This window comes from Burkholderia sp. Bp8994 (assembly GCF_003853805.1).
Taxonomy (GTDB): Bacteria; Pseudomonadota; Gammaproteobacteria; order Burkholderiales; family Burkholderiaceae; genus Burkholderia.
The window spans coordinates 228,925-255,633 of record NZ_QTQH01000003.1; the positions used below are offsets into that span (position 1 = coordinate 228,925).

At 67.4% G+C, this 26,709-nt stretch carries 26 protein-coding genes; 8 read left to right on the plus strand and 18 right to left on the minus strand.

Going from position 1 to position 26,709, the window contains the following annotated elements; genetic code table 11:
* The first annotated feature begins 49 nt into the window (after positions 1-49).
* Complete coding sequence (locus tag DIE04_RS04605; protein ID WP_124486111.1) at positions 50-547, plus strand: hypothetical protein; 498 nt, start codon at positions 50-52, stop codon at positions 545-547.
* 107 nt (positions 548-654) lie between these two features.
* On the opposite strand, the gene DIE04_RS04610 is transcribed toward DIE04_RS04605, so the two are convergent.
* Positions 655-1,590: a LysR family transcriptional regulator gene (locus tag DIE04_RS04610; RefSeq protein ID WP_124486112.1), complete on the minus strand. Its 936-nt coding sequence runs from the start codon at positions 1,588-1,590 to the stop codon at positions 655-657.
* A 379-nt stretch (positions 1,591-1,969) separates the two neighbouring features.
* Between DIE04_RS04610 and DIE04_RS04615 the strand changes: the two genes are divergently transcribed.
* From DIE04_RS04615 to DIE04_RS04625, 3 genes are read left to right on the plus strand one after another with little or no spacing between them, the layout of a single operon-like run.
* Positions 1,970-3,406, plus strand: a complete 1,437-nt coding sequence (locus tag DIE04_RS04615; protein ID WP_124486113.1) for an NAD-dependent succinate-semialdehyde dehydrogenase — start codon at positions 1,970-1,972, stop codon at positions 3,404-3,406.
* 12 nt (positions 3,407-3,418) lie between these two features.
* Complete coding sequence (locus DIE04_RS04620) at positions 3,419-3,796, plus strand: carboxymuconolactone decarboxylase family protein (RefSeq protein ID WP_124486114.1); 378 nt, start codon at positions 3,419-3,421, stop codon at positions 3,794-3,796.
* Positions 3,793-4,788 (plus strand): NAD(P)H-quinone oxidoreductase, encoded by a 996-nt coding sequence (locus DIE04_RS04625; protein ID WP_124486115.1) that lies wholly within the window; start codon positions 3,793-3,795, stop codon positions 4,786-4,788. The genes DIE04_RS04620 and DIE04_RS04625 overlap by 4 nt, the downstream gene beginning before the upstream one ends.
* A 141-nt stretch (positions 4,789-4,929) precedes the next feature.
* On the opposite strand, the gene DIE04_RS04630 is transcribed toward DIE04_RS04625, so the two are convergent.
* Positions 4,930-5,724: an aminoglycoside phosphotransferase family protein gene (locus DIE04_RS04630; protein WP_124486116.1), complete on the minus strand. Its 795-nt coding sequence runs from the start codon at positions 5,722-5,724 to the stop codon at positions 4,930-4,932.
* A 241-nt stretch (positions 5,725-5,965) separates the two neighbouring features.
* Between DIE04_RS04630 and DIE04_RS04635 the strand changes: the two genes are divergently transcribed.
* Positions 5,966-8,083 (plus strand): penicillin-binding protein 1A, encoded by a 2,118-nt coding sequence (locus DIE04_RS04635; protein WP_124486117.1) that lies wholly within the window; start codon positions 5,966-5,968, stop codon positions 8,081-8,083.
* An 8-nt stretch (positions 8,084-8,091) separates the two neighbouring features.
* Complete coding sequence (locus DIE04_RS04640; RefSeq protein ID WP_124486118.1) at positions 8,092-8,703, plus strand: trimeric intracellular cation channel family protein; 612 nt, start codon at positions 8,092-8,094, stop codon at positions 8,701-8,703.
* A 36-nt stretch (positions 8,704-8,739) separates the two neighbouring features.
* On the opposite strand, the gene DIE04_RS04645 is transcribed toward DIE04_RS04640, so the two are convergent.
* From DIE04_RS04645 to DIE04_RS04685, 9 genes are all read right to left on the minus strand, one after another.
* Positions 8,740-9,567, minus strand: coding sequence for a heme ABC transporter ATP-binding protein (locus DIE04_RS04645; protein WP_124486119.1), 828 nt, complete (start codon positions 9,565-9,567; stop codon positions 8,740-8,742).
* Positions 9,568-9,584: 17 nt separating this feature from the next.
* Entirely contained in the window at positions 9,585-10,673 is a 1,089-nt protein-coding gene (locus tag DIE04_RS04650) for an iron ABC transporter permease (RefSeq protein WP_124486120.1), read from the minus strand.
* A gap of 15 nt (positions 10,674-10,688) precedes the next feature.
* The gene (locus DIE04_RS04655; RefSeq protein ID WP_124486121.1) at positions 10,689-11,597 is read right to left on the minus strand and encodes a hemin ABC transporter substrate-binding protein; all 909 of its coding nucleotides are present in this window, start codon (positions 11,595-11,597) and stop codon (positions 10,689-10,691) included.
* Positions 11,594-12,685, minus strand: coding sequence for a hemin-degrading factor (locus DIE04_RS04660; RefSeq protein ID WP_124486122.1), 1,092 nt, complete (start codon positions 12,683-12,685; stop codon positions 11,594-11,596). The genes DIE04_RS04655 and DIE04_RS04660 overlap by 4 nt, the downstream gene beginning before the upstream one ends.
* Positions 12,686-12,734: 49 nt before the next feature.
* The gene (locus DIE04_RS04665) at positions 12,735-15,011 is read right to left on the minus strand and encodes a TonB-dependent hemoglobin/transferrin/lactoferrin family receptor (RefSeq protein ID WP_124486123.1); all 2,277 of its coding nucleotides are present in this window, start codon (positions 15,009-15,011) and stop codon (positions 12,735-12,737) included.
* 267 nt (positions 15,012-15,278) lie between these two features.
* Positions 15,279-15,506, minus strand: a complete 228-nt coding sequence (locus DIE04_RS04670) for a hypothetical protein (protein ID WP_124486124.1) — start codon at positions 15,504-15,506, stop codon at positions 15,279-15,281.
* A 71-nt stretch (positions 15,507-15,577) separates the two neighbouring features.
* Entirely contained in the window at positions 15,578-15,961 is a 384-nt protein-coding gene (locus tag DIE04_RS04675; RefSeq protein ID WP_124486125.1) for a DUF6232 family protein, read from the minus strand.
* A gap of 135 nt (positions 15,962-16,096) precedes the next feature.
* Complete coding sequence (locus DIE04_RS04680; protein ID WP_044849042.1) at positions 16,097-16,357, minus strand: DUF2866 domain-containing protein; 261 nt, start codon at positions 16,355-16,357, stop codon at positions 16,097-16,099.
* A 223-nt stretch (positions 16,358-16,580) separates the two neighbouring features.
* Positions 16,581-17,741 (minus strand): porin, encoded by a 1,161-nt coding sequence (locus DIE04_RS04685; RefSeq protein WP_124486126.1) that lies wholly within the window; start codon positions 17,739-17,741, stop codon positions 16,581-16,583.
* A 307-nt stretch (positions 17,742-18,048) separates the two neighbouring features.
* On the opposite strand from DIE04_RS04685, the gene DIE04_RS04690 reads away from it, so the two are divergent.
* Positions 18,049-18,855: a MetQ/NlpA family ABC transporter substrate-binding protein gene (locus tag DIE04_RS04690; protein ID WP_044849040.1), complete on the plus strand. Its 807-nt coding sequence runs from the start codon at positions 18,049-18,051 to the stop codon at positions 18,853-18,855.
* A gap of 148 nt (positions 18,856-19,003) precedes the next feature.
* Here DIE04_RS04690 and DIE04_RS04695 read toward each other — a convergent pair whose 3' ends face one another.
* The 7 genes from DIE04_RS04695 to DIE04_RS04725 all read right to left on the minus strand — a co-directional run bounded on the left by DIE04_RS04695 (position 19,004) and on the right by DIE04_RS04725 (position 25,983).
* A complete protein-coding gene (locus DIE04_RS04695; RefSeq protein ID WP_124486127.1) occupies positions 19,004-20,119 on the minus strand; it encodes a succinylglutamate desuccinylase/aspartoacylase family protein in 1,116 nt (371 codons plus the stop codon).
* A gap of 258 nt (positions 20,120-20,377) precedes the next feature.
* Entirely contained in the window at positions 20,378-21,160 is a 783-nt protein-coding gene (locus tag DIE04_RS04700; RefSeq protein WP_044845853.1) for an ABC transporter substrate-binding protein, read from the minus strand.
* A gap of 225 nt (positions 21,161-21,385) precedes the next feature.
* On the minus strand, positions 21,386-22,306 hold the full coding sequence (locus DIE04_RS04705) for a LysR substrate-binding domain-containing protein (protein ID WP_044845852.1): 921 nt from the start codon (positions 22,304-22,306) through the stop codon (positions 21,386-21,388).
* On the minus strand, positions 22,303-22,515 hold the full coding sequence (locus DIE04_RS04710; protein WP_124486128.1) for a hypothetical protein: 213 nt from the start codon (positions 22,513-22,515) through the stop codon (positions 22,303-22,305). Before DIE04_RS04710 ends, DIE04_RS04705 begins: the two co-directional genes overlap by 4 nt.
* A 30-nt stretch (positions 22,516-22,545) precedes the next feature.
* On the minus strand, positions 22,546-23,139 hold the full coding sequence (locus DIE04_RS04715; RefSeq protein ID WP_124486129.1) for a hypothetical protein: 594 nt from the start codon (positions 23,137-23,139) through the stop codon (positions 22,546-22,548).
* A gap of 239 nt (positions 23,140-23,378) precedes the next feature.
* Positions 23,379-24,767, minus strand: a complete 1,389-nt coding sequence (locus DIE04_RS04720; RefSeq protein WP_124486130.1) for an NCS2 family permease — start codon at positions 24,765-24,767, stop codon at positions 23,379-23,381.
* 538 nt (positions 24,768-25,305) lie between these two features.
* Complete coding sequence (locus tag DIE04_RS04725) at positions 25,306-25,983, minus strand: TetR family transcriptional regulator (protein WP_124486131.1); 678 nt, start codon at positions 25,981-25,983, stop codon at positions 25,306-25,308.
* A gap of 48 nt (positions 25,984-26,031) precedes the next feature.
* On the opposite strand from DIE04_RS04725, the gene DIE04_RS04730 reads away from it, so the two are divergent.
* Positions 26,032-26,697 carry an O-methyltransferase gene (locus DIE04_RS04730; protein ID WP_124486132.1) on the plus strand — a complete coding sequence of 222 codons (666 nt, stop codon included), beginning with the start codon at positions 26,032-26,034 and terminating at the stop codon, positions 26,695-26,697.
* The last annotated feature ends 12 nt before the right edge of the window (positions 26,698-26,709 follow it).

A 26,709-nucleotide genomic window follows, 5' to 3' on the forward strand; every position in this document is an offset into this window, starting at 1 on the left:
AAGCCGGCGGGCTTTTTTCATTGTGACCTGTGACCCGTCCGGAAACAGATTGACACGTTTTGCGGGCGCGAAGAAGCGCCGGATAGAACAAGGAATCGAGCGGAAGCAGAACCGGTCGCTAAACCGAAATCAGGCCCGCTACCGCGTGGCCTCTATTACATTGTCGACACACAGACTGGCGGGCGCTTGGGACGGCTCCATGATTTTGCGCGCACGGCGCAACGGTTCCGATTCCGGGCACCGCCATCAAGGCATATGGAATCGTCGAGGTCAGGTAATGAAAGCGGTCCGCTACAGCATCAATGTTCTTGCAACGGGAGCTCTCGGCGTGCTGCTCGCGCGCTGGTTCGTCCGACTTCCAATCGAGACGTCGATTCCGTCAACCATCGAATCGGTGATGGCGCTTTTCGGCGTCGACACGATCGCACATGCCGATGATGTTGAAGGAGTCGGGCTCCTTCTCGTTCTCGGTGTTTGCCTTGGTATCGCGGGTCTGATCGTATGGGGCGTGAATCGGTTGATTCAGCGGTCGACGCTCCACGGTTGACCGACCACCTTCGCACGAAGCACCCCGCATGCGATCCGGATCGCGGATACGACTCTCGGCGCCGGGAAATCGGACACCTTCCCCGACGATGCCGACTGTAAAGTCGGTCATACGACCGTGATGGCGAGTTCCTCCGCATACGCATTCAACCGGTCACCTACCCGCACCTTCAGCGTATCGATGAACCGTTTGATCTTCGCGTCGACGAACTGGCGGGACGAATACACCGCGTACACGTTGCGCTGAGCGGTGTGGAATTCAGGCAGGACGCGAACGAGCGACCCTTTACGCAAATCGTCGATTGCCGAGAAAGCGGCGATCAGCCCGATTCCCGCGCCCTCCTGCAGCACCGTGGACATCGCGTCCATGTCGTTGACACTGAAGTGCGATCCCGTTGGACGATACACCGCCTCGCCGGCCCTGCCTTGCAGATGCCACTCGTCCGGTGCGTAATCGACCGTGCTCAGGAGCACACATGTGTGATCGACAAGATCTTCCACACACTCGGGAGCCGGATGCCGTGCCAGATAATCGGGCGACGCCGCCAGAATGCAATGGCTGGCGCCGATCTTCTGGCTCACATACGCCGAGTCCGGCAGTGTGCGCGCAATCACGATCGCAACGTCGAGCTGCTCTTCGAGCAGATTCGGCATCCGCTGCGACAGCATAAGATCGACCGATACTTCCGGGTATGCGCTTCGATAGGCAAGCACGGCTTGCGAAACAAGCTGACGGCCTAATCCCGGAACCGTGTGCACGCGTAATACACCACGCGGCTCCAGCAGCGCATCGCGGGCTTCTGCTTCTGCCCGCTCGATGTCCGACAGGATCGCAACGCTGCGCTCGTAGAAACGTCGCCCCGCATCGGTGACTACGAGCCGTCGCGTCGAGCGCTGCAGCAACCGCGTGTTGAGATTGTCCTCAAGTACCGAGACCGCTCGGGAAATGTTGCCGACAGTCGTATCGAGGTGGTTTGCAACAGCCGTGAAACTGCCCATCTCGACCACTTTCGCAAACACCGACATGGTGTGAACCTTGTCCATTACGCATCCCTGGCTTTGAATTTTTCGTCGAATCGCTGCGTTTCGGCCCGCGCGAGCCTGTGATCATAGGGCCCGCGCCTGTTTCGTGCAGTCAGCGTGCGACCGCGTGTCGTTTTTGTGCATCCTTTCAATATGCCTTCATGTTCATCGGGGATTTTCTCTCCGGAGACAAGATTCATTCTTTCCGGCCCCCCTAAGTTGCCGTCCGCTTCACGTCTAGACTTGGTCCCGAAGTCAGGCAGTCGGAACACGGACGTTTCATACCCGAGCCCAGCCCGACACGGCGAATCATCCCGGCACGGCGTGGCGGCACGGTCCCCCAATCCGGCTCGCGGCGAACACATATTGAATCGCAATCCTAACCATAAAGGTTAATACCATGGACATCACTTACGACGCACTTCATCTTTTCATCAACGGCGAATGGATCGGCGCGAGCGAACGCGAAACGGCGCCGGTGATCAACCCCGCCACGCAAATCGAGATCGGCCGCGTCCCGCTGGCGACGGCAGCCGACCTGGATCGCGCCCTGCAGGTCACTGCACAGGCGTTCGACGTCTGGCGCAACACCGTGCCAGCCGAACGCGCGCGCATTCTGAAGCGCGGGGCGGAACTGATGCGCGAGCGCGCCGAGCACATCGCCACCGTCATGACGCTCGAGGAAGGCAAACCGCTGGCGGAAAGCCGTGACGAAGTCCTGCGTGCCGCGGACTACTTCGAATGGTTCGCCGAAGAGGCGCGCCGCATCGACGGCCGTGTGGTGCCGTCCAATCGCCCGGGTGTGCAACAGCTCGTGAAGAAACAGGCGATCGGGCCCGTCGCCGCATTCACGCCGTGGAATTTTCCCGCGATCACCCCGGCGCGCAAGCTCTCCGCCGCACTCGCCGCCGGATGCAGTGTCATCATCAAACCCGGCGAGGAAAGCCCCGCAACGGCGCTCGCGCTGGCACGCGCACTGGACGACGCCGGTTTGCCGAAGGGCGTGCTTCAGGTCGTATTCGGCGTGCCCGACCAGGTGTCGAAGCAGCTGATCGCTTCCCCGGTCATCCGGAAGGTGACGTTCACGGGCTCGGTGCCGATCGGCCGTCTGCTGTCGGCGCGCGCAGCCGAAGGCGTCAAACCCATCACGCTGGAGCTGGGCGGCCACGGGCCCGTCCTCGTATTCAACGATGCGGATGTCGAAAAGGCCGCGGTCGAAGGCGCGGCGAATCGCTTTCGCGGTACGGGCCAGATCTGCATCTCATCGACGCGCTTCCTGATCCAACGCGACGTCTACGACGAGTTTGTCGGGCACTTCGTGCGCGCAGCCAACGCGCTCAAGGTCGGCAACGGCTTGGATGCGGGCACGCAGGTCGGGCCGCTGGCAAATCCGCGCCAGCTTGCCAAGATGGAGGAACTCATCGCCGATGCGGTGGAGCGTGGCGCAAGGGTCCTCGCCGGCGGAAAGCGCATCGCGGGAGAAGGGTATTTCTTCGAGCCCACGGTCCTCGCCGACGTACCGAAGGACGCGCGTGTGATGCACGAAGAACCGTTCGGCCCGATCGCGGTGCTGATGCGCTTCGATGCCCTTGCCGACGGGCTCGCCGAAGCGAACCGGTTGCCATACGGGCTCTCCGCCTACGCATTCACGCGCAGTGCGCGCACGGCCATTGATGTAGCAGACGGTCTCGAAGCCGGCATGATCGGCATCAACCAGTACCGCATCGTTTCGACCGAACTGCCGTTTGGCGGCATGAAGGAAAGCGGCCACGGCTCGGAAGGCGGCGCCGAGGGCATCGAGTACTACCTCACGCGCAAGTTCATCAGCCAGGCCTGAAGGGGGATCGCCATGTCTCATACGCATTTCGACAGTCCGCGCGAGGCCGCGCGTGCCTTCACGCCGAAGCTCTCGGCATTCGTCGACGACACGCTCTATCCGCGGATCTGGAGCGATCCGGCGCTCTCGCCGCGGGACCGCAGCCTCGTGACCGTCGCCGCGCTGATCGCGGGGGGCCATCTCGACGAGTTGCCGGCGCACCTGCGCCGCGCGTTGGCAAACGGCGTAACCCGCGAAGAACTCGCCGCGACGATCACTCACCTCGCGTTCTATGCGGGGTTTCCTGCGGCAATCTCGGCATCGGCCGCGGCGCAGGCAACGCTCGGCGCGCAACCCCGGTCCGACGATTTCGCCGGCCATTCATCCACGACGCAGGACGGTTTGAAATGAAAGCCATCACATTCAACGAATTCGGCGAGGCCGAGGTTCTCCAGCTCGCCGACGTTCAGGCTCCCGAGGTTCGCCCCGACGATCTGCTGGTACGCGTCCATGCCGCAGGCGTGAATCGCGCGGATCTTACGCATCGGCGAGGAGGATACGGCCGTCCGAACTTCGGCGACTCGACGATCATGGGGCTCGAAATCGCCGGCGAGGTGATCGAGACGGGACCTTCCGTGCAGGGTTACAAGGTCGGTGATCGTGTAATGGGCGTCGTGGGCGGCGGGGCCTATGCAGAACTGGCGCGCATTGACTGGAGAATGGCGATGCCCATTCCGGCAACGATCGACTACGTGCACGCGGCTGCGATACCGGAAGTCTTCGTCACGGCGCACGAAGCGTTGTTGCATCTTGGCCGCTTGCAGCGTGGCGAATCGGTGCTTATTCACGCAGCGGCGGGCGGGGTGGGTTCCGCGGCGGTCCAACTGGCCTACGCAACCGGCGCGACGATATTCGCGACCGCCGAAGCCTCGAAGCTGGAACGGATCGTTCAACTGGGTGTGGACCATGCGATCGACTACAAGACGCAGGACTTTTCGGAAGTCGTCGCAAGCAGGACAGACAAACGCGGCGTCGACGTGGTTATCGACTTCGTGGGCGCGCCGTATTTTTCCCGGAATGTCGCGTCATTGGCAAACGGCGGCCGGCTGGTGCAGGTCGGCATACTCGGCGGCGGCGGTGACGTGAGCGTGAGTCTCGAACAGATCCTGTACCGTCATCTGCAAATCATCGGCACGGTGATGAAGTCGCGCGACCAGCGCGAGAAGCACGCGATGGTTCGGCGGTTTCGCGAACATTGGCTGGACCGCTTTGCGGGAGGAGCGGGCCTGGAGCCGGTCGTCGACAGCGTGTTTCCTCTCGCCAATGCCGCGGCTGCCCATCGACGGATGGAGTCGGCCCTGAACGTGGGAAAGATCATTCTGACGATGACCGAAAACATCTGAAGTGACGCTTGTTCACGTCGCATGCCTGTGCACGAAGCGGTTTGGCGGTTAAGCGGAGCGAAGCGGTCACTCGGCCAACTTGCGTGAGCGACCGCTTCTGGCCGGATACGGTGGTCTTCGCCGCTTTCCCTCGGAAATCCGCTACGGACCGAGCGCGATTGCCGCGAGTTGCGCAACCTGCAGCCGCGTATCGGGCGGCAGGCCGTCTTCCATCAACCACAGGGCCGACAGCCCCGACCACGCGAGAATCCATTGCAGCAACCACCGCCGGTCGAGCTGTGCGGCATCCGCAACGAGCACGACGCGACGCTCGAAGCGCGCGGGAGCCACAGCGATGTCGTGCGCGGGATTGCAGAACAGGTTCGCGTAGTCGAACGTGCGGTCGCCACGAAGCCCCTTCGGGTCGATCGCCAGCCAGCCGCGATCGCCGAAATACAGCAGGTTGCCGTGATGGATGTCGCCGTGCAGCACGACGTCATCGACGGGCGGCACGGCCAGCAGCCGGTGCGCCGTCTCGGCAGAACGCCGCAGCACGTCGTCGTCCGTGTCGTGCGACAGCAGCGCGTGGAACCAGTCGGGCAGCGGCACGGCCGCGGGCGGTGCCGGTGCGCGATTCGCATGCAGCCGCGCGACCACGCGACATGCGATCCGGATCGCGTCGTCATCGTGTCCCGCGGCGGACAAGCCGGCGAGCGTCGGCGCCGGCTGCGCGCGTTCGAGCAGTACCGCGTCGCTGTCGTGCAACCACACGCGCGCGGCGCCATCCCCGTTCCACCAGGTCATCAGCGCATTGCCGCGACGCTCTTCGTCGCAGGTCGCGACTTTCAGCATTGCCGGCCGTGTGCGCCAGACGACCGGCAACAGGCCGCCGCTCGCGGTCAGGATCGGGCCGCCGTCGGGAACGAGGCCCCACAGGTCGAGGTATCGATCGAACATCCGACGATGGTACAAGCGAACCGGCTCGCGCGCCCGGTGCGCTCGGCCGTGACGACATGCCATAGGCCTGCGTGCACCGCGCGAGCGGCCCCCGCCGGGCTTTCCTAAATAAAATTTAGCCAGCCAAACTTTGGCTGAAGAATGTTCCGGTTTCGCGCCATCCCTTCGACAATGCGCGCCTTTCGCGACGATCGGCGCCACTCGCGCGCCGGCCGTCGCGGCACTGAAGAAGGAGCCCGACATGACCGACCCCACCGCCAACCCATCGCCGCCCCCCGCGCCACCGTCCGCACCGTCACGCCGCCGCCGCGCATGGCGCATGCTCGCGGGCGCGCTGCTCGGCCTGACGCTCGCGTGCGCGGGCATCGGCGCATGGACGATTCACCGCATCTGGACGCAACTGCCGTCCGTCGAACATCTGGCCGCCTACCGTCCCGCGCTGCCGCTGCGGATTTTTTCGCGCGACGGCGACCTGTTGGCCGAGTACGGCGTCGAGCGCCGCGAGTTCGTGCCGCTCGAACGCATTCCGCCGCTGATGCGCCACGCGCTGCTCGCGGCCGAGGACGCGAAGTTCTACCAGCACGGCGCGATCGACGTCGGCGGCCTCGCGCGCGCGACCTTCGCGAACGTCGTGACCGGGCAGCCGGGGCAGGGCGGCAGCACGATCACGATGCAGGTCGCGCGCAATTTCTACCTGACACGCGACAAGGTGCTGAGCCGCAAGCTCGCCGAGATCCTGATGGCCATCAAGCTGGAGCGCGAATACGGCAAGGACAAGCTGCTCGAGCTGTACATGAACCAGATCTATCTCGGCGAGCGCGCGTACGGTTTCGCGGCGGCCGCGAACGTGTATTTCGGCAAGCCGCTCGACGCGCTGAGCGCGGGCGAGGCGGCCGTGCTCGCCGGATTGCCGAAGGCGCCGTCCGCGTTCAACCCGGTCGTCAATCCGGCGCGCGCGACCGCGCGGCGCAACTACGTGCTCGGCCGCATGCACGCGCTCGGCGAACTCGACGAGGCGACCTATCGCGAGGCGGTCGACCTGCCGATCGTGCTGGCGACCACGCCGCCGCCCGGCATCGTCGCGGCGCCGTACGTCGCGGAGCGCGCGCGCCGGATGATGGTCGAGCGCTTTCACGACGACGCCTATACGCTCGGCCTCGACGTGACGACGACGATCTCGATGCGCGACCAGCGCGCGGCCGAGGCCGCGCTCGGGCGTACGCTGCGCCGCCAGCCCGGCAAGCGCGATGTGCGCAACGGGCTCGAAGGCGCGCTCGTGTCGCTGGATGCGGCGACGGGCGACATGCTCGCGCTCGTCGGCGGCGCGGATTTCGGCCGCAACGTGTTCGACCATGCATTGCAGGCGTATCGCCAGCCGGGGTCGAGTTTCAAGCCGTTCGTCTATTCGGCGGCGCTGGAGAAGGGCTACTTCCCGGGCGTGCTGGTCGACGATACGCAGCGCACGCTCACGCATGCGGAAACCGGCGCGCGGCCGTGGCGTCCGCGCAATTTCGGCAACCGATACGAGGGCTTCATCCCGGTGCGGCGCGGGCTCGTGCGCTCGAAGAACCTCGTCGCGGTCAACCTGATGCAGGCGGCCGACGCGCGCTACGTGCAGCAGCATGCGGTGGGCTTCGGTTTCGACGCGCGGCGCAATCCGGCGTCGCTGCCGCTCGCGCTCGGCGCGGGCGCCGTGACGCCGCTCGAACTCGCGAGCGCGTACGGCGTGTTCGCGAACGGCGGGATACGGATGGTGCCGCGGCTGATCCTGTCGGTGAAGCAGCGTCATGGCAGCGCGATGTACGAGGCGACGACGCCTGAAGGCACGCGCGTCGTGTCGGTGCGCAATGCGTTCGTGATGGACAGCATGCTGCGCGACGTCGTGCGGGCCGGCACCGCGCGCGGCGCGCTCGCGCTGCGCCGCGACGACACGGCCGGCAAGACGGGCACGTCGAACGGCTCGAAGGACGCGTGGTTCGCCGGCTATTCGTCGGGCATCGTCGCGGTCGCGTGGCTCGGCTACGACACGCCGCGCCCGATGGGGCGCGCGACCGGCGCGACGCTCGCGCTGCCGGTCTGGCTCGACTACATGAAGACGGCCGTCGACGGACGTACGCCGGTCGATGCGACGCCGCCGCAGGACGTCGCGCTCGTCGACGGCGATTTCGTGTACGCCGAATACATGCGCGGCACTTGCACCGCCGACATGCCGCCGTTCATCCGCAGCCGTTTTGCCTGTGGCGGTGCGCCGGCGTCCGATGCGCCGGACGGGCGCGGCATGTCCGGCGAGCCGATGCCGGCCGCCGTCGACGCGGCCGAACGCGAACGCGTGCTCGACCTGTTCCGTACCGAAGACTGAGGCGCGCGATGCATACGCTTTATCTGATCGCGATCGTCGCGGAGGCGATGTCGGGCGCGCTGATGGGCATGCGGCGCGGGATGGACCGCTTCGGGCTCGCGCTCGTCGGCGCGGTCACGGCGCTTGGCGGCGGCACCGTGCGCGACGTGCTGCTCGGCCACTATCCGCTCGGCTGGATCGCGCATCCCGAGTACCTCGTGATCACGCTCGCCGCGGCGACCGTCGCGTCGTGGGCCGCGCGGCACGTCGCGCGCATGAAGACGCTGTTCGTCACCGTCGACGCGATCGGCCTCGCGGCGTTCACGATCATCGGCTGCGACATCGGCGCGTCGACGGGCACCGCGCCGATCATCGTCGTGCTGGCCGGTGCGATCACCGGCGTGTGCGGCGGGATGCTGCGCGATCTGCTGTGCAACGAGATGCCGCTGATCCTGCGCGACGAACTGTATGCGAGCGTCGCGTTCTTCACGGGCACGCTGTATGTCGGGATCCAGCATCTCGGCGTCGATGCCGGGTTCGCGACGGCGGTTGCGCTGGCGGCCGGCTTCACGATGCGGATGCTGGCCGTACGGCTCGGGTGGAAGATGCGCACGTTCGGTGTCGCGGACGTCGAGCGTTGAGCGAGGGTGCCGCACGGACGCGACGATACGCGTGTTCTACGCCGGCACCATGAGCGGCGGCGCCCCGTCGCCCGTTTCCACCATCCTCACGGCGAATCCGTAGCACTGCGCGATATGGCCGGGCGTCATCACGTCGCGCGGCGCACCCTGCGCGACGATCGTGCCGTCCGCGAGCATCGCGATCGTATCCGCGTGCCGCGCGGCGAGGTTCGGATCGTGGACGATCGCGAGCACGCCGAGCCGCCACTCGCGCGCTACCGTGCGCACGGTATCGAGCAGCCGGTGCTGGTGCGCGAGATCGAGCGCGGCGGTCGGCTCGTCGAGCAGCAGGTAGCGCGGGCTCGGCTGCGCGTCGTCGTCCGGCCACAACTGCGCGAGCACGCGCGCGAACTGCACGCGTGCGAGCTCGCCGCCCGACAGCGTCGTCACGTCGCGGCCGACGAGCGCGTCGGCGCCCGCGCGTTCGAGCGCCTGCCATGCGATGTCGCGATCGCAATGCGCGATCACGTGCCGCGGGCCGCCGCGCCGCGCATGCGGATAGCGGCCGAGCAGCACGATTTCGTCGACGCTGAACGGAAACGCCGGTTGCGCGGCCTGCGGCAGCACGGCGCGCAGGCACGCGAGCCGCGCCGCGTCGATGTGCGCGAGCGGTTCGCCGTTCAGCGTGATGTCGCCGGTCACGCGCACGCCGTTCGGCGCGACGCTGCCGGTCAGTTCACCCGCCAGGGTCTTCAGCAGCGTGCTCTTGCCCGCGCCGTTGCGACCGAGCAGCGCGGTCACGCGGCCGGGTTCGATCGACAGCGACAGGTCGTGCAGAACGGTGCGGTGCCGGCGGGCGACGCCGAGATGATGGGCAGTCAGCATGATGGGTGCATGAAGGATCAGCCGCCGAGCGCGCCGCGGCTTTTCCACAGCAGCGCGAGAAAGAACGGTGCGCCGAGCAATGCGGTGAGCACGCCGAGCGGAATCTCGGCGGGCGCGGCGACGGTGCGCGCGGCGAGATCGGCGGCGAGCGTCAGCAGCGCGCCGAGCAATGCGGCGCCGGGCAGCACGACGCGCTGGTCGGGGCCGCACGCGAGGCGCACGCAGTGCGGCGCGACGAGGCCGATGAAACCGATGATGCCCGCGCACGACACGAGCGCGCCGACCGCGAGCGCGACCGCGACGAGCACGCGCCGCTTGAGCCGCTGCACGGGCACGCCGAGGTGCAGCGCCTCGGTTTCGCCGAGCTGCAATGCGTTGAGCGCGTCACGGTCGCGCGCGAGCAGCACGCAGCCGATCGCGACGCACGGCGCGACGGCCGCCAGCGCGGACCATTGCGCGCCGCCGAGGCTGCCGAGGCTCCAGAACGTCAGCGAACGCAACTGCGCGTCGTCGGCGACGAACGTGAGCAGGCCGATCGCCGCGCCGACCAGCGCGTTGATCGCGATGCCGGCGAGCAGCAGCAGCGGCAGCGCGAGCCGGCCGCGCGACGCGGCGAGCCGGTAGACGAGCGCCGCGACCGCGAGCGCGCCGGCGAACGCGGCGACGGGCAGCACGGCCGCGCTCGCGTGCGCGGAGAACAACGCGGGGCCGAGCACGATCGTCGTCGTTGCGCCGAGCGCCGCGCCGCTCGACACGCCGACGAGCCCCGGGTCGGCGAGCGGATTGCGGAACAGTGCCTGCATCGCGGCGCCGGCCGCGCCGAAGCCGCCGCCGACCAGCAGCGCGAGCACGACGCGCGGCGCGCGGATGTCGAACAGCACCGCGCCTGCCTGCCGGGCGGCCGGGTCGCCGCTCAGCGCGGCCCAGGCCTCCGCCAACGGAATGCGGTACGCGCCCACGCACAGCGCGATGACGGACATGACACACACGAGCGCGGCCAGCGCGGCCAGCGCGAACGGTACGAGGCGGCGCGACGCGCCGACGCGCGCGGCGCTGGCATGCGATACGTGCGACCGCGCGGGGAAAGGCGAAGCATGAACAGGCATCGGGACGCTCCGGAATCAGGCGAGCGCATCCGACAGGCGCCGGTGCAGGGTCGTGACGGCGAGCGGCAGGCGCGGACCGAAGCCGAGCAGGAACAGCGCATCGAGCGACACGACGCGCCGTGCGCGGCCGGCCGGCGTCGCGCCGAAGCCGGGCGCGGCGAGCAGCGCGGCGCGCCCGCCGACCGCCGCGAGTCCTTCGTCGGAGATCAGCACGATGTCGGGGGCGGCGGCGGCCAGCGCCTCGGTCGTCAGCGGCTTGTAGTGATCGAAACCCTGCATCGCGTTGCGCGCGCCCGCGTAGCGGAGCATCGCGTCGGCGGCCGTGCGCTGGCCGGCGACGAGCGCCTGGTTGCCGGTATGGTTCAGCACGAACAGCACGCGCGGCGGCTGCGCGCCGCCGGGCACGCGCGCGGCGACCGCGTCGCGCGCGGCCTGCCAGTCGCGATCGAAGCGTTGCAGCAGCGCGGTGCCCGCGTCGCGTACGTCGAGCGCTTGCGCGACGCCGGTGATCTTCGCGCGCACCGAATCGACGTCGTGCCGCTCGTCGAACGTCGTGACCGCGACGCCCGCGCTTCTCACCTGCGCGATCGCGGCGGGCGGGCCGGCCTCCGCCGACGCGAGCACGAGATCGGGCCGTAGCGACAGCAGCCCCTCGGCCGACAGCGCGCGCTGGTAGCCGACCTTCGGCAGGCGCTTCGCGGCGTCCGGGTACGTGCAGGTCGTGTCGGTGCCGACGAGCCGGTAACCGCGCGCGTCGGCGCCGCCGAGCGCGAACGCGGTTTCCGCAAGCGCACCGCCGATCACGACCACGCGCTTCGGCGCGGCTTGCGCGAGCGCTCGGCCGGGCAGCGCGCCCGCGAGTGCGCTGGCGATCGCGCCCGCGAGCACGACGCGGCGTCGCGGCTGGAACGATCGCGCGCTCACCGCGCGTCTCCGCGCGCCGCCGACGGCAGCGTCGCGACGAGCGCGCGCCAGTCGTCGCGTTCGACGCGGCCGGGCTTGCGTTCGCCGAACAGCAGCGCGACATGGTCGCCCTGCCGGTCGAACAACTCCAGCGACGTGACGATGCCGTCGCTCGTCGGCTTCTTCACGACCCACGCGGCGGCGATCAGGTCCTCGCGCACGTGCAGGTTGAAGCCCGGGTCGAGCACGTTGATCCATGCGCCGACCTCGCGCACGTTCGCGACGGGGCCCGTGTGGATCTGGATCATCCCTGCATTGCCGACGAACACCATGATCGGCTGGCCGCTGCCCGCGGCCCGTTCGAGCACGTGACGCAGCGCGCGCGTCGCCTCGACCGGATACGCGTACCGCGGCTCGGCGAGGCGCAGCGCCTGCATGCGGCTCACGCCGAAGCGCTGCGTGATGCCGAAGAACTGATGCGTGTCGGTCATCGCGTCCCATGCGGCGCGAAAGCCTGCGACGTCGATCCCGGTATCGGCCCGCTCGGGCGTTTTCGGTGCGGCGGGCACGACGTCGAGCCCCGGCTCCTGCGACGCCGCGCGCCAGCGTTCGACGAACGCGTCGTACGCCGCGTGATCGCTGTGCGCGCGCAGGTAGACCTTGTGGATCGCATGACCCTGCGCGTCGAAGAACTGCAAACTCTTTAGCGGACCGTGTGAGGTTTCGTCGCGCACCGCGAACGCGGACGCCCAGTGACGGTAGAAGATGCGCAGGTCGATGTCGCCGAGCGCGAGGCCGACCGGGCCGTCGTGGCTCATCTGCGCATATTCGCCGTCCTTCTCGTGGACGGCCGTGTCGTTGCGCGTGAGCGCCATCACGCGGCCGAGGCGCGGCATTTCCTCGAACATCGCCGGAAAGCGCGCGTCGAGCCGCACCACGTGCTCGCCGACGAACGCGGCGAGCGCCTCGCCTTCGCTGACGCCGAGCGCCTGCGCGACGTCGCGGTTGCGCAGCTGGCGCTCGGCCTTGAGCTTGACGAATGCGTCGCGCAACGCGGCGGGCGCGCGGGCCGGCGTGGCCGGCTGGCCGGGAAGGGCGGAATGCATCATGTCGGACTCCTTCAAGTAACGGTTGGGCAGGAACGCGCGATCGCGCGCATCAGAAATCCACTTTCATGCTGACGGCGACGGTGCGTCCGGACGACGTATACGCGTCGAGCACCTGCGAATCGGCGGCGATGCCGCGCACGTCCGACCAGTTCCAGTATTTGCGGTCGAACAGGTTGCGGATGCCGATCGTCGCGCTCACATGCTTGTTGAAGCGGTAGCCGCCGCGCAGGTCGACGACGAACGACGACGGCGGCGCGAAGCACGCCTTGTTCGAGCAGTCGGACTTGTCGATGTCCTTGTCGCGTTTCGCGGCCTGGAACAGCAGGTCGGTCTGCACGAACCAGCGTTCGCCGGGTTCGTAGCGCACGCCGAACACCGCCGAGAACGGATTGATCGTGTTCAGCGGCTGGCTCGCCGCGCCGTCGTTCCGCGTCGAGCCCCTGGTGAACGCCATCGCGGTCTTCAGCGTGACGCCGTTCGGCATGATCCATTCGGCACGACCTTCGAGGCCGTGGATGCGCGCGTCGGCGAAGTTCACGTACTGGAACACGAACGGGTCGGTTGGCCGGCCGCCGCCCGCGATCGTCGTGCGCGCGATGAAGTTGCGGTAGCGGCCCGTGAACGCGGCCGCGCTGTAGCGCACCACGCCGTAGCCGGTGCCGGCCTTGCCGCGCAGGCCGGCTTCGAACGTGTCGCTGGTTTCGGGCTTCAGGTTCGGATTGCCGATCGACGTGTAGCCGTACACCGGGTTCGAGAAGCTGCTGTTCACCTGGTCGGGCGTCGGCGCGCGGAAGCCGTGCGCGTACTGTGCATACGGAATCAGCGCGGGCGTGATCTCGTAGAGCACCGCGACGCGCGGCGACACTTCGTTCGCGCTCGTCGACACCGCGGTGCCGGTGAACAGCGGATCGTTGCGCGTCGGGCTCAACCGGTACGTGTCGAAGCGCAGCCCCGGCGTGACGAGCAGGCGGCCATAGCCGACCTGGTCCTGCACGAACGCGCCGAACAGCGTGTAGTCGGTATCGGGAAACGCCTTGTTCGGGAACGCCTCGCCGACGCCCGGCACCGTGCCGTCGCGCAGGTTCGTCACGCGCGACAGGCTGCCGTCGACGCCATACAGCAGCTTGTGCGCGAGCGGGCCCGTCGAGAAGCCGCTTTCGGCGAACGCGGCGCCACCGAACGTGCGCTCCTTGTACTGGTTGTCGCGCGAGCGCGATTTCAGCGGCGCGCCGCGCGTCTCGAACGCGTATTGATCCTGCATCGCATCCTGGTAGTAGAACTGAACGTGTGCGTTCTGAAACCAGCGCAACGCATCGTCGCGGAAGTCGTAGTCGATGCTGAAGCGGTTGCGCTCGAGCCGGTCGTGCGTCGTGAGCCCGAGCGTGCCGGGCGGGTTGATCGCCGACAGCACGTCGGTGCTCACGCGGCGCTGCACGGTTTCCGCGGTGAATTTGATCGTGTCGCCCGCGGTGGGTGTCAGCACGAGCTTGCCGAGCAGCGATTCCGAATAGACGTCCTGCGGGTTCGACGTCGTGCGCAGCGTGCTCGCGGAATTGTCGCTGCCGCGCGTGTCGACCTCATGGCCGCGCCGGCCGTCGGCGATGATCATCCCCTGCACGCGGTCGTTGCCGCCCGCGGCCGACACCGTCGCGCCGACGCTGCGGTCGGCCGAGTCGTAACCCGGCCGGAGCGAGAAGTAGGTGGGTTTGCCGTAGATCGACAGCAGGTCGCGCGGATCCTTCGTGATGAAGTTCACCGCGCCGGTCAGCCCGTCGCTGCCGTACAGCGCCGATGCCGGCCCGCGCAGGATCTCGATGCGCTTGAGCATGTCGAGATCCGCGTAGTCGCCGCGGCCGGCTTCGAGCGGCCCGAACGAGAACGCGTTCGGCAGGCGGATGCCGTCTTCCATCAGCAGCACGCGATTGCCTTCGAGGCCGCGGACGTTGATGCTCGAATCGCCGTCGCGGCCGCCGCCGAGCGCGGCGCTGCCGGGGCGGTACGCGGTGCGGCGCACCGTGACGCCCGGCTCGTAGCGCAGCGCGTCCTTGATGTTGGTCGCCTGCTGCTCGTCGAGATCGTCGTCGCTGATGACCGACACGGACGCGGCCGTGCGGCTCGCGGCGGTGGCGGTGCGGGTGGCCGTGACGGTGACGGGGTCGAGCAGCGCCGCATTGCCGCGCGTGGATGCGGCGGCGGTGGTCAGCACGGCAGATGAAGGGTTGGCGCCTTGCGGCGACGAATCGGCGTAAGCCGGGGCGGCGGACAGGCCGAACGCGCCGAACAGCGCGGCACAGATCGGCCGCCGCGCCAGCGGATAGCAATGCACAGGTGGTCTCCCATTGACGATGACTAGCCCGAAGGCTGGCTGGGTGACGCGTTCACCTGGCTGGCCCATTCGCGCGCGGCAGGCGGCGAACGGCGAATTGAAAGGGAATTGATGATTCGTTCAGTGTAAATGAGAACTATTATCAATACAAGAACGGAAAGCGGCGTCTGAGGACGTGCGCCGCCGGCGCGGACCGGACGCGCCGCGCAGGGGCAAATTCGGGAGAAGCGGGCCGGCGCGGGTCCGTTATCGGCGTGAGCAGAGGCCCTATGCGAGCGATTCGATGCGAATCAGCAGGTTGCGCGCATGCGCGATGAACGCGTCGTGTGTCGCGCGATCGCCGTGACCTTCGAAGCCGGCCTGTTCGGCGAACGCGAGCTGTTCGGCGTAGAGGTCGACGAGCGCGCTGCGTGCGTCGGGCGGAAGCGCGCGGATCATCGTGACGAGCAGCAGTTCCTGCGCGCGCAGCATGCCGGACAGCGATTGGGGGTTCATGCCGACCTCCTCGAACGACGCGGCGGCGTGCCGCTCATTTCATAGTAGGTGGTCGGCGCGCGCAGCGGAAATCAGCCGGCGGCCGTCGCCGTCCGTGCATCGCGCACGACCTGCGCGACGCGTTCGACGAATTCGGGGTCGACGCTCGACAGCGCTTCGCGCTTGCCGTCGGGCATCTCGACCATCAGCCGGTACGTGATGTCCTGCGTGGTCCAGGCGAGATAGCCGACGACGGCGAGCATCACGCCGACGACCAGCGCGGCGCTCGATCCGCCGATGCCGCCGGCAATGGCGGCGACCACGCCGATCAGCGAGATCAGCGACGGCACGAGGCGATTCTTCGGGATCTTGACGACGTCGACGTTGCGGATGTCACGCAGCGGGAAGACCTGCCCGGCGGCCGACAGGCCGTTGCGCGTGACCATCACGCCGCGTTCGTTGAATGCGTTTTCCATCGTATGGTGCGTGGACGAAAACGCGCAGCGTAGCAGACTTCGTTGCCGCGTCAAACGAGACCGAGTGCCGCACGATGCGTGCGGGCCGGCCGCGCTGCGGGCAGGGACGGGTAACGAGGCGTAACGAGGGGGAAGTCAGAACTGCAGCTGGCCGTCGCCGTACAGGCGGCCCGGCACGTGCGACGCGACGACCTCGGCGATCTCTTCGTCGGTCGATTCGGCCGGCACGATCTGGCGCCGCGCGGGCGCGTCGAGATGCATCGTCCATTCGACGAGCCGGTACGGGCGGCCCCATGGGCGCTGCATCGCCACCGACACGCGGCAGCTCTGGACCGGTAGCGAATGCTGACGCGTCAGAATCGCGTGCAGATGGCTGAAAACGGTATCTTCGATCATCTTGGCCTCCGATCCTGTCTTGCGGGCAGTTGATGGCGGTGCCGTAGTGGGTCTCAAAAAAAAGAAGCCGCCGATGCTCAGGCGGCCAACAGGGGGGGTGAGAGCATCCTCTCAGCCCAGAATTAAGCGAAACTTAAAAGCCCATAAAAAAGCGCCCCGCATGGAGCGGGGCGCTTCGTGCCGTCGTCATCCGCGCGATGAGCGGACGAGTTAAGCGGATGCTTTAGAACTTGTGGCGGATACCGACGCGCGCGGCGATCTGGTTCGTCGCACCGTTGCCCGACGTGCTGAAGTAGCTCGTGCTCGAGCCGATCTGCGCCTGCACGTTGTTGCCCGACGCCTTCTGGCCGATGACCAGCGCGTACACGTCCGTACGCTTGCTGAGTGCGTAGTCGAGGCCGATGTTGCCCTGGTTCCAGTGTGCCGAGTTGCCGCTTTGCGTGGCGTTCGTGTACGTGTAGCCGACTGCTGCCGACAGGGCCGGCGTGATCGCGTACTTCACGCCCGCTTCATACGCGTTGTAGAACGTGCCCGATGCGCCAGCCGCGATCGGGGTGAACTGCGTGCGCGTCCAGAGCAGCCATGCCGTTGCCGGCCCGAAGAGGTAGCGGCCACCGACGCCGTACGTGCGCAGGTCGCGGATGTTCGTCAGCGCGATGTTCGCGATCGACGTCGAGAATGCCGGCGTCGACTGGCTCGGGAAGCGGATGTCCGTGTAGGCGGCGCCGAGCGCGAACGGGCCGTTCGCGTAGTTCAGGCCGAAGCTGTATGCGCGCGACGAACCGGCCGTCGTCGTGGTGCCCGTCGTGGTCGACGGTGCGCCTGCGAAGTCGGTCGAGTTCGAGAAGCCGTACAACGCGCCGAACGTGAAGCCGGCGTAGTTCGCGCTCTGGAACTTCACCGAGTTGTTGATGCGGCTCGACGTGAGCTGGTCGACGTCGTTCACGTGGTACGCGTAGTTACCCGCGACCGTGTTGCCGCCCGTCGAGTAGTTCGAGCCGAGGATGTCGGTCGAGAACGAGTACTGACGGCCGAACGTGACCGTGCCGTATTGCGCCTGGCTCAGGCCGACGTATGCTTGACGGCCGAAGATCGCGCCGCCCTGGCCGATCGTGCCGTTGCCGCTGTTGAAGCCGTTTTCGAGCACGAAGATCGCCTTCAGGCCGCCACCGAGGTCTTCGGTGCCGCGCAGGCCCCAACGGCTGCCCTGGGCCACGCCGTCGTCGTACTTGAACAGCTTGCCGCTGCCGCCGTTCGCGGTCTTGCTGTGGTTCACGTAGCTGATACCGGCATCGATGACACCGTACAGGGTCACGCTGCTTTGTGCGTGCGCCGTGCCAGCCGTTGCTGCGAGGATGGCGATGGTCAACAGTTTCTTGTTCAAAGGATTCTCCGAGCGAGTAAATGGCGTGTCCAGTTGCGGTTCCGGCGCTCTCTATGGGCGCTTTCACGGACCGGTCGCAACTTTATCGGCGGGCCACGTAATGAATGTGACAGCCTTTGTCATATGACAAATCTGTGGTGCCGATGCGACATTGGATTCTGCCCGGTTGTACAGCAGGGAGTTATACCGATTCCGCCTGAGATTCGATCGGAGTGAGGAATATGCACATGAAATAAGCTTGGTTGGTGCCGGTCCGGCCCCGTGCCACGATGCGCGCTTCAACAACGACACGGGACAAGAGGACACCATGCGACGTTCGATCCTGACCGGCCTCGGCGCGCTTGCCGCGGCGCTGGCCTTTGCCGCGCCCGGCGCGCACGCCGATTCCCAGACGCTGAAGATCGGCACGATGAGCGGCCCCGACGCGCAGATCTGGACCGAGGTGACGAAAGTCGCCGCACGCGAAGGGCTCGCGATCAAGGTCATCGAATTCAACGACTACGTGCAGCCGAACGCGGCGCTCGATGCGGGCGACCTCGATGCGAACGGCTTCCAGCACCAGCCGTTCCTCGACAGCCAGATCAAGCAGCGCGGCTACAAGATCGTCAACGTCGGGCTGACCTACACGGCGCCGATGGGCTTCTATTCGAAGAAGCTCAAGTCGCTGAAGGACTTGCCGGCCGGCGCGAAGGTCGGGATCCAGAACGATCCGTCCAACGGCAACCGCGCGCTGCTGCTGCTGCAGAAGTACGGCGTGATCAAGCTGAAGCCGGGCGTCGGCAGCAACGGCGTGAACGCGACGCCGCTCGACATCGCCGAGAACCCGAAGAAGATCAAGATCGTCGAACTCGACTCCGCGCAGTTGCCGCGCGCGCTGCCCGATGTCGACGCCGCATCGATCAACACCGACTACGCGGTGAAGGCCGGGCTCACGCCGGTGAAGGATGCGATCGCGATCGAGGACCTGCGCGGGCCGTACGCGAACCTGATCGCGGTGCGCGCGCAGGACAAGGACAAGCCGTGGGTGAAGAAGCTCGTCGCGGCCTATGAATCGGACGACGTGCGCAAGTTCATCGACCAGAAGTTCGGCGGCGCGATCGTGCCGGCGTTCTGAACGCTGCGCCCGGCTGCCCCCCGGCCACGTCGCCGGGCATGCCGCCGGACCGAAAAGCAAATCGCCCGCGCAAGCGGGCGATTTCGTTGGTGCGCGTCGCGATGCGGCGCGCGGGCCGGCCGTTCAGGCGGCCCGGACCGGAGGCGACTCAGGCCGACAGCAGCGACCCGGTGCGGATCGGGTTCGCGCCGGCAATCCGCGCGACTTCCATCCCGGCGGTCGCGAAGCGCACGATCTGGCGCGCGTACAGCACGCCCGATACGCTGCTCTTCAGCGTGATCACGCGATCGGTCAGCGGATCGACGATGTCGGCCACATCCTGGCCGGCCTCGATCCATGCGCCGACCGGCGTGCGGAACACGATCACGCCGGACACCGGCGCGACGAGCGGATCGGTGCCCGCGAGCGGCGTGGCCGGATGCGCGAGCGGCGGCAGCGGCGCGGGCGTGCCGTCGATGACGCCGCGCTCGGTCAGGTATTCGACGATCGCTTGTGAGTCCTTCTCCGCGAGTTCGTACGACACGTCGCGCTCGCTGCGCAATTCGACCGTGACGGAAATCGCGCCGTTCGGGATCGGGAAGCGATCGCCGAACCGGCTGCGCAGATCCGACCAGCAGAAACTGTGGATCTCGTCGAACGGGTTGCCGACCGAATTCAGCGCGAGCAGCGACGCCTGCGCGTCCAGGTAGCGCGACAGCGGCTCGACGTCTTCCCACAGATCGGGGTTCGTATACAGGTGCATCACCGCGTCGCTGTCGCAATGCAGGTCGAGCACGATGTCGGCGTCGAACGACAGCTTCTGCAGCGCGAGGCGCTGCGATTCGAGCTCGGTGCGCGGCTTCTGTTCGTCGAGCGCCTCGCGCATCGCGGCGCGTACGGCGGCGAGGTTGCGCTGCGCGTCGTTCGTCAGGCGGCCTTCGATGCGCGGCAGCACGAGCGCCGCGAGATCGTAGAAATTGCGGTTGAAGTTCTGCATCGAGCCGAGCTCGAAGCGGCCGAGGTGATCGCCGAACACGTGCTGCGACAGGCCGATCGGGTTCGGCACGGGGACGATGACCACTTCGCCGCGCAGCTTGCCGGCCGTCTCGAGCGCGGCGATCTTGCGGCGCAGCAGCGCGGCGACCAGCATGCCGGGCAGTTCGTCCGCGTGCAGCGACGACTGGATGTAGACCTTCCTGCCGCCGCGCGGGCCGTAGTGGAAGCTCGTGATCTGGCGTTCGGTGCCGACGGCGGGGGAAATCAGCGGATGGGTCTGCGTTTGCATGATGAGGGGAGGGCGGCGCAGCCGCGAGTGATCCGGTATGCGTGGAAGATCGATTGTACGTTGCCTTCCGCGAACCTATCAAACCGCGCGCCGGCCATGTCGATTTCCTTTACGAATCATCGGGTTGGTGCGTAAAAAATAACTGCGCCGCAGCCCTTCGTCCACGCGTGTCGAGCGGCCTTTCGCCGAGCGCGAGCAAAAAAAACGGGCTCCTTGCGGAGCCCGTCTGCGCGGTCGCGAGGCGCGCGTTGCGCGGTGTTACTTGCCGTACACGTCGAAATCGAAGTACTTCTTCGCGATCTTGTCGTACGTGCCGTCCTTGCGCATGCCGGCGATCGCGCCGTCGATCTTCGCCTTCAGGTCGGTGTCTTCCTTGCGCAGGCCGATGCCGGCGCCGTTGCCGAGCGTCTTCGGATCGTCGATGTCCTTGCCGGCGAAATCGAAGTTCGCGCCGCGCGGCGTCTTCAGGAAGCCGATTTCAGCCTGCACCGCGTCCTGCAGCGCGCCGTCCAGACGGCCCGAGATCAGGTCGGCGTAGACCTGGTCCTGGTTCTGGTAAGGCACGACGTTCACGCCCTTCGAGGCCCAGTACGTCTTCGCGTAGGTTTCCTGGATCGTGCCCTGCTCGACGCCGACCGACTTGCCCTTCAGCGATTCGGCCGTCGGCATCAGGCCGGCGCCCTTCTTCGCGACGAGGCGCGTCGGCGTGTTGAACAGCTTCGACGAGAACGCGATCTGTTCCTCGCGTGCCGGCGTCATCGACATCGACGACAGGACGCCGTCGAACTTGCGAGCCTTCAGTGCGGGGATCATCCCGTCGAAGTCGTTCTCGATCCACACGCACTTCGCGTTGATGCGGCGGCAGATTTCGTTGCCGAGATCGACGTCGAAGCCGACCACCTTGCCGTCAGCCCCTTTCGATTCGAAAGGCGGGTAGCTTGCGTCGACGCCGAAGCGTACGGTCGTCCAGTCCTTCGCGTATGCAGTGCCGGCCGATACGGCGAGCAGGGCCACGGTCACAGCCGCAAGAATCTTTTTCACTCGGTGACTCCTCGTTTTGTTCGATGGGTGCGCGGTTGTGCCGCGCCGTAAGCCTTCGGCCCGGCGCGGCTTCGCGTCGGACTGTCCGTTTCGCTGCCCGATGCGGGCGCGCGACGTGCGCAAGATTATCAAGACAAAATACCGGCAGGGCGCCTAGGACAAGCCCCGATACCGGACCCGACGGCTGCGCATGCGGCGCGCGACCGTTTCAGAGGAAGGAACGATTCAACCTAGCGTTTCGTTGACCGCGCGCTGCAGGCAGGTGACGAATTGCGATACCGCCGGCGTCGGCAGCAGGTCGCGGCGCGCGATGATCGACAGGTCGAAGCGCGGCATGCTTTCGTCGAGATCGGCCGTGCGGATCCCGAGCGGCGCCACCATCGCGGCCAGCGGGCGCGTGAAGCAGCCGATCACGTCGGAGCGCGCGACGAGCCCGAGCGTCACCGCGAACGACATCGGCGAGCGCAGCAGGCGCTTCGGCAGCGGCAGCCCGCGCGCCTCGAACATCCCGACCATCACGCTGTGCGGAAACTGCTCGGCGCCGACCGTGACGATCCATTCCGCGTCGAGCAATTCCTCTAATCGGCGCGCGTGCGCGAGCGGGTGGCCTTCGCGCATCACGACGGTGAACTCGGTCGACAGCAGCGGGACCTGCGTGAAATCGCGGTCGAGCGCGGGCACATGGTGCATCGCAGCGATGTCGAGCGTGCCGTTGCGCAGCTGCGCGAGCGCGTCGGGCACCGTCACTTCCTCCAGATGCAGGTTCACGTTCGGCATCGACCGGCGGAAGGCGGTGACCGCGTGCGGCAGCGCGGTCAGCGCGATCGACGGCATCGTGCCGACCGCGACGCGCCCCGACATTTCCCCTTTCACCTGCTCGACGGCCTCGACGGTGCGGCGCATGTCGCCGAGCAGCTGCTCGGCGCGCGGCAGCAGCGCGTGGCCGCACGCGGTCAGCTCGACGCCGCGCACGCTGCGCACGAGCAGTTCCGCGTTCAGCGCCGTTTCGAGTTCGCGGATCGTGTGCGTGATCGCGGGCTGGGTGACGCCGAGCTCGCGCGCGGCGGCGCGCAGGCTCTTGTGATGCGCGGCGGAGACGAAGGCCTGGAGCTGCGCGATGTTCAGGTGGTTGCGGATGCGGGTCATCGATCGGTTCGGATCTGGCGGCGGGCCGGGGCGCCGGCGCGAAGATCGATAGGGTAGCGCGAGGTGACGGCGGGCGCGGGGCGGAACAAAAATCGCGCGGCGGTGCGCGGCACAGTTTCGCCGTGTCCGGCGGCAAACCGATCAGGATTGCAGATGATGTTGCGTGCGTGTTCGAGATGCCGTCGATGTATGCCGCGATACGACATCATCGCGTTTCCGTTCGACGGCGTCCCGGCGTGTCAGGCGAGCGCCAGTTCGACGGCCGCGAGCGTGCGGCGGCGGATCCAGCCGCTCCCGAGCCGGATCGCGAGCCAGTACGGCAGGAACAGCAGGCGCGTGCGCGCGCTCGGACAGTGCACGAAGGTTTCGGTGCGCAGCAGCCGCGCGCCTGACGACAGCCCGACGACCTCGAAGCGCAACACCAGCTTCGCGTCATCCGGATCGTCGTGCCGCACGAACGCCGCGGCGTCGTCGATCGTGCGCACGTCGGGCGTCGGACGCCAGAAGCGTCCGACGAGCCCGAGCGACAGCGACGTGTCGTCGCGATGCAGCAGCGTGAACGAATCGAAGCCGAAGCGCTCGCGGGCGGCGCCGGCCGGACGCTGGCCCAGCGCGCGGGCGATGGCCGCCGGCGCTTCGCGCACGGCAAGCAGCGCGTCGATGACGGGATCGGCGCGCATGTCGAGCGTGGCCACCGCATCGATGATGCGCGACGGCGGCGCGTCGATCGGCCGCGATTCATGAACTTCGACGAAACCGAACGACGGGATGAACGGTGGCTTGCGCGCCGCGGTCCGCGTGTCTGATTCGGAGACGATGCCGAACGGATTCATGAGCGTTCCGGAGGATAAAACGCGATCGTAGCACCGCGTGCGGATTCGCGATGCGCGGCACGCTGCCGCGGTTTCCCGTCCCGGCCGGAGGGCCCGCCGGAACCCCCGTCGCACCGACGAAAAAAAGCCCGGAAACGTACGTTCCCGAGCCTGGAGACCATCAACGACGATGGTGGAGGAGACGATGCCGTCCCGATGCGCGCCGCCCTTCGGCAGGCGACGTCGCGCATGATCCGCGGTCAGATCGCCCAGCCGCCGAGATAGAACGTGACGAGCACGGCCGCGATGAGCACGGTGCCGACGTTGAGCTTGCGGAATTCGCCGCTGGCGACGCGGCCGATCACGAGCGTCGAGAAGCCGAGCATGATGCCCGTCACGATGTTCGCGGTCAGCACGATGAACACCGCGCACACGAGGCCCGACATCGCGTCGACCATGTCGTCCATGTGCAGCTTGCTCACGCTGCCGAGCATCAGCAGGCCGACGTACATCAGCGCGGGGGCCGTGGCGTACGACGGCACGAGGCCCGCGAGCGGCGAGAAGAACATCACGACCAGGAACAGCACGCCGACCACCGCGGCCGCGAGGCCCGTCTTCGCACCGGCCGCCACGCCGACGCTCGACTCGATGTAGGCCGCCGCCGGCGCGCCGCCGAGGAAGCCGGAGAAGATCGAGCTGACCGAATCGGCGGTCAGCGCGCGGCCGCCGTTGATGATGCGGCCGTTCTCGTCGAGCTGGCCGGCCTGGCCCGCGACCGCGCGGATCGTGCCGGTCGCGTCGAACACGGCGGTCATCACGAGCGCCAGCACGCTCGGCAGCACGGCCATCGACAATGCGCCCTTGATGTCCATCGCGCCGATCAGCGACGCGTGGCCCGGTGCGCTCAGCGACGGCAGCGCGAAGATGCCGCGGTACTTCACGGCCGGATCGAACGCGAGGCCGATCAGCGAAATCGCGACCACGACGAGCAGGATGCCGCCCGGCACGCGACGCTTCTCGAGCCCGAAGATCGCGGCGAGGCCGACGACCGACATGATGACCGGGAACGCGGTGATCTGGCCGAGCGAGACCGGCAGGCCGGCGCCCGGATTCTTGATCACGAGGCCGACGTCGTTCGACGCGATCAGCAGCAGGAACAGGCCGATGCCGATCCCGGTGCCGTGCGCGACGCCCGCGGGCAGGTTGCGCAGGATCCACGAACGCACGCCGGTGACCGAGATGCCCGTGAACACGAGACCCATCAGGAACACGGCGCCGAGCGCGACGGCCGGCGGCAGGCCCTTGCCGAGCACGAGCCCGAACGCGGTGAACGCCGTCAGCGAAATCGCGCAGCCGATCGCGATCGGCAGCTTCGCCCACAGGCCCATCAGCAGCGAACCGAACGCGGTGGTGAGGCAGACCGCGACGAATACCGCGCTCGTGTCGAAGCCGGCCTTGCCGAACATGCCGGGCACGACGAACACGGAGTAGACCATCGCGAGGAAAGTGGTCACGCCCGCGACGATTTCGCGACGCTGCGTGCTGCCGCGCGACGAAATGCCGAAGTACCGGTCGATGACTCCCTTGGTGCCGAAGTCCGTTTCTTCCGCGCCGACGCCGACCGTCGGCTGCACCGGGGTATCACTCATGAGCTTGCTCCTTTATCAGCATGCTGAAACGGCCCGTGGCGGACCGTCGTCAGGGTGTCTCGAATCTGGTTGGAATGTTCGGCGGCGTCGTGGGGACGCTTCACGCGTGAGTCGTGTCGTCGTACGCGCGTCGAAGGGGGCGCGTATGCCGCGTCGTGCGACGCGTGGTGCGGTCGATCCTGTCACGTGTGCTTTGCCGTAGCGAAGGTTAGGCGAACGGCCCGTCACGTCCCATTGGGGGATGAGCATGCAGCGCATGTCGCAGCGCTTATATCGGCGTGCAACGGGGCTTCGTGGTCGCGGAACGCGTGTATACGCCTAGTTCGAATCCGTTAAGGCGACTATTTGAATGCAGGGTCGGCGGGCGGGGCGGGAGCGGGTGATGCATCGACTCTTACGAAGGACTTTCGGAGAGGCTGCGCGGGCGCGCGGAAACAGCCGCGCCGGATGTGAAAACGCGGCCGTGCGCAACCCGCATCCGGATGATGCCGGTGCCGCGCGCGGGCCGCGCCCGCGCTCGTCCTGGCCTGCCACTGCATCAGACACGCGCGAGATGCGCGAGGTACGTGCAGAACATGTCGGCCATCGCGGTCGCATATGCGTCGATTTCCGCAGGCGTGCGCGCGGTTTCGGAGAATGCCTTGCCGCCCGTCGTGAGCGTCGTCATGATCAATTCGCACGCGAGCGCATGCGTGGCGTCGGGCACGTCGGGCAGCGCTTCGCGCATGAACGCGCTGAAGATCCGGTTGCACGCGGCCTTCACTTCCTGCGCCTCGGGGGCGTCGCGATAGAGCGGCGCGGCATCATCGAGTGCGATGCGCATGGGCGCTTCGTCGCATTCAGAACGGATGAACGCGTGGACGGCGGTGCGCAGGCGCTCGGGCGGCGTCTGCTGCGGGTCCTGCAGAATCGCGCAGAGCATCCCGGACGTCTGCCGCCACTCGTCGTGCTGGAGCCGGAACAGCACGGCCGCCTTGTTCGGGAAGTACTGGTACAGCGAGCCGACGCTCACGCCGGCGCGCTCGGCGACGCGCGCCATCGTGAAGCGCTGCGCGCCTTCGGTCGCCAGAACCTGAATAGCGGCCTGCAGCACGGCGTCGACGAGCTGGGTCGAGCGGGCCTGCCGAGGCAGTCTGCGCGAGGCGATCGGGGTGTTGCGGCGGTCGGTCATGACGGGTCTGCCAATGCGAATAGTAAAACATGAATAGTTCGTCATATTCTAGTCGGGCGCCCTGACGCACTCAACCTGACACCGGAGATTCGCATGACCACCCTGATTCACGACCCGCTGGCGGCGCTGCTCGCGCGCCTGTTCGACGAAGCCGAGGCATCGTCGCCCGCGTCGAGCCCGGACTTCGCCGACCTGTCGCACGACGAGCACGCGCGGCTGATGCGCAGCAAGACCGGTTACGCCGATTTCTATGCACGCCTGAAGGACTATCCGCTCGCGGTGTCGCGCGAGACGGGCACGCTGCTGTACATGCTCGCGCGCGGCTGCGGTGCGCGCTCGATCGTCGAATTCGGCACGTCGTTCGGCATCTCGACGCTGCACCTCGCGGCCGCGCTGCGCGACAACGGCGGCGGCCGGGTGATCACGAGCGAGTTCGAAGCGTCGAAGGTCGAACGGGCGCGCGCGAATCTGACGGCGGCCGGGCTGGCCGATCTGGTGGAAATCCGCGTGGGCGATGCGCTGCGCACGCTGGCGGCCGATCTGCCGGAGACCGTCGATCTCGTGTTGCTCGACGGCGCGAAGGCGCTGTATCCGGAGATCCTCGCGCGGGTCGAGCCGCGGCTGCGGCCCGGCGCGTTCGTCGTCGCCGACAACGCGGAATACAGCCCCGACTACCTCGCCTACGTGCGTGCGCCGGAGAACGGCTACCTGTCGGTGCCGTTCGGCGGCGATGTCGAGCTGTCGATGCGGATCGGCTGAGCGGCGAGACGT

Coding starts and splice junctions, on each gene's coding strand:
- DIE04_RS04610 (WP_124486112.1), bottom strand. CDS start 1,590: ATGGACAAGGTTCACACCATGTCGGTGTTTGCGAAAGTGGTCGAGATG.
- DIE04_RS04615 (WP_124486113.1), top strand. CDS start 1,970: ATGGACATCACTTACGACGCACTTCATCTTTTCATCAACGGCGAATGG.
- DIE04_RS04620 (WP_124486114.1), top strand. CDS start 3,419: ATGTCTCATACGCATTTCGACAGTCCGCGCGAGGCCGCGCGTGCCTTC.
- DIE04_RS04625 (WP_124486115.1), top strand. CDS start 3,793: ATGAAAGCCATCACATTCAACGAATTCGGCGAGGCCGAGGTTCTCCAG.
- DIE04_RS04630 (WP_124486116.1), bottom strand. CDS start 5,724: ATGTTCGATCGATACCTCGACCTGTGGGGCCTCGTTCCCGACGGCGGC.
- DIE04_RS04635 (WP_124486117.1), top strand. CDS start 5,966: ATGACCGACCCCACCGCCAACCCATCGCCGCCCCCCGCGCCACCGTCC.
- DIE04_RS04640 (WP_124486118.1), top strand. CDS start 8,092: ATGCATACGCTTTATCTGATCGCGATCGTCGCGGAGGCGATGTCGGGC.
- DIE04_RS04645 (WP_124486119.1), bottom strand. CDS start 9,567: ATGCTGACTGCCCATCATCTCGGCGTCGCCCGCCGGCACCGCACCGTT.
- DIE04_RS04650 (WP_124486120.1), bottom strand. CDS start 10,673: ATGCCTGTTCATGCTTCGCCTTTCCCCGCGCGGTCGCACGTATCGCAT.
- DIE04_RS04660 (WP_124486122.1), bottom strand. CDS start 12,685: ATGATGCATTCCGCCCTTCCCGGCCAGCCGGCCACGCCGGCCCGCGCG.
- DIE04_RS04670 (WP_124486124.1), bottom strand. CDS start 15,506: ATGAACCCCCAATCGCTGTCCGGCATGCTGCGCGCGCAGGAACTGCTG.
- DIE04_RS04675 (WP_124486125.1), bottom strand. CDS start 15,961: ATGGAAAACGCATTCAACGAACGCGGCGTGATGGTCACGCGCAACGGC.
- DIE04_RS04680 (WP_044849042.1), bottom strand. CDS start 16,357: ATGATCGAAGATACCGTTTTCAGCCATCTGCACGCGATTCTGACGCGT.
- DIE04_RS04690 (WP_044849040.1), top strand. CDS start 18,049: ATGCGACGTTCGATCCTGACCGGCCTCGGCGCGCTTGCCGCGGCGCTG.
- DIE04_RS04695 (WP_124486127.1), bottom strand. CDS start 20,119: ATGCAAACGCAGACCCATCCGCTGATTTCCCCCGCCGTCGGCACCGAA.
- DIE04_RS04705 (WP_044845852.1), bottom strand. CDS start 22,306: ATGACCCGCATCCGCAACCACCTGAACATCGCGCAGCTCCAGGCCTTC.
- DIE04_RS04710 (WP_124486128.1), bottom strand. CDS start 22,515: ATGATGTCGTATCGCGGCATACATCGACGGCATCTCGAACACGCACGC.
- DIE04_RS04715 (WP_124486129.1), bottom strand. CDS start 23,139: ATGAATCCGTTCGGCATCGTCTCCGAATCAGACACGCGGACCGCGGCG.
- DIE04_RS04720 (WP_124486130.1), bottom strand. CDS start 24,767: ATGAGTGATACCCCGGTGCAGCCGACGGTCGGCGTCGGCGCGGAAGAA.
- DIE04_RS04725 (WP_124486131.1), bottom strand. CDS start 25,983: ATGACGAACTATTCATGTTTTACTATTCGCATTGGCAGACCCGTCATG.
- DIE04_RS04730 (WP_124486132.1), top strand. CDS start 26,032: ATGACCACCCTGATTCACGACCCGCTGGCGGCGCTGCTCGCGCGCCTG.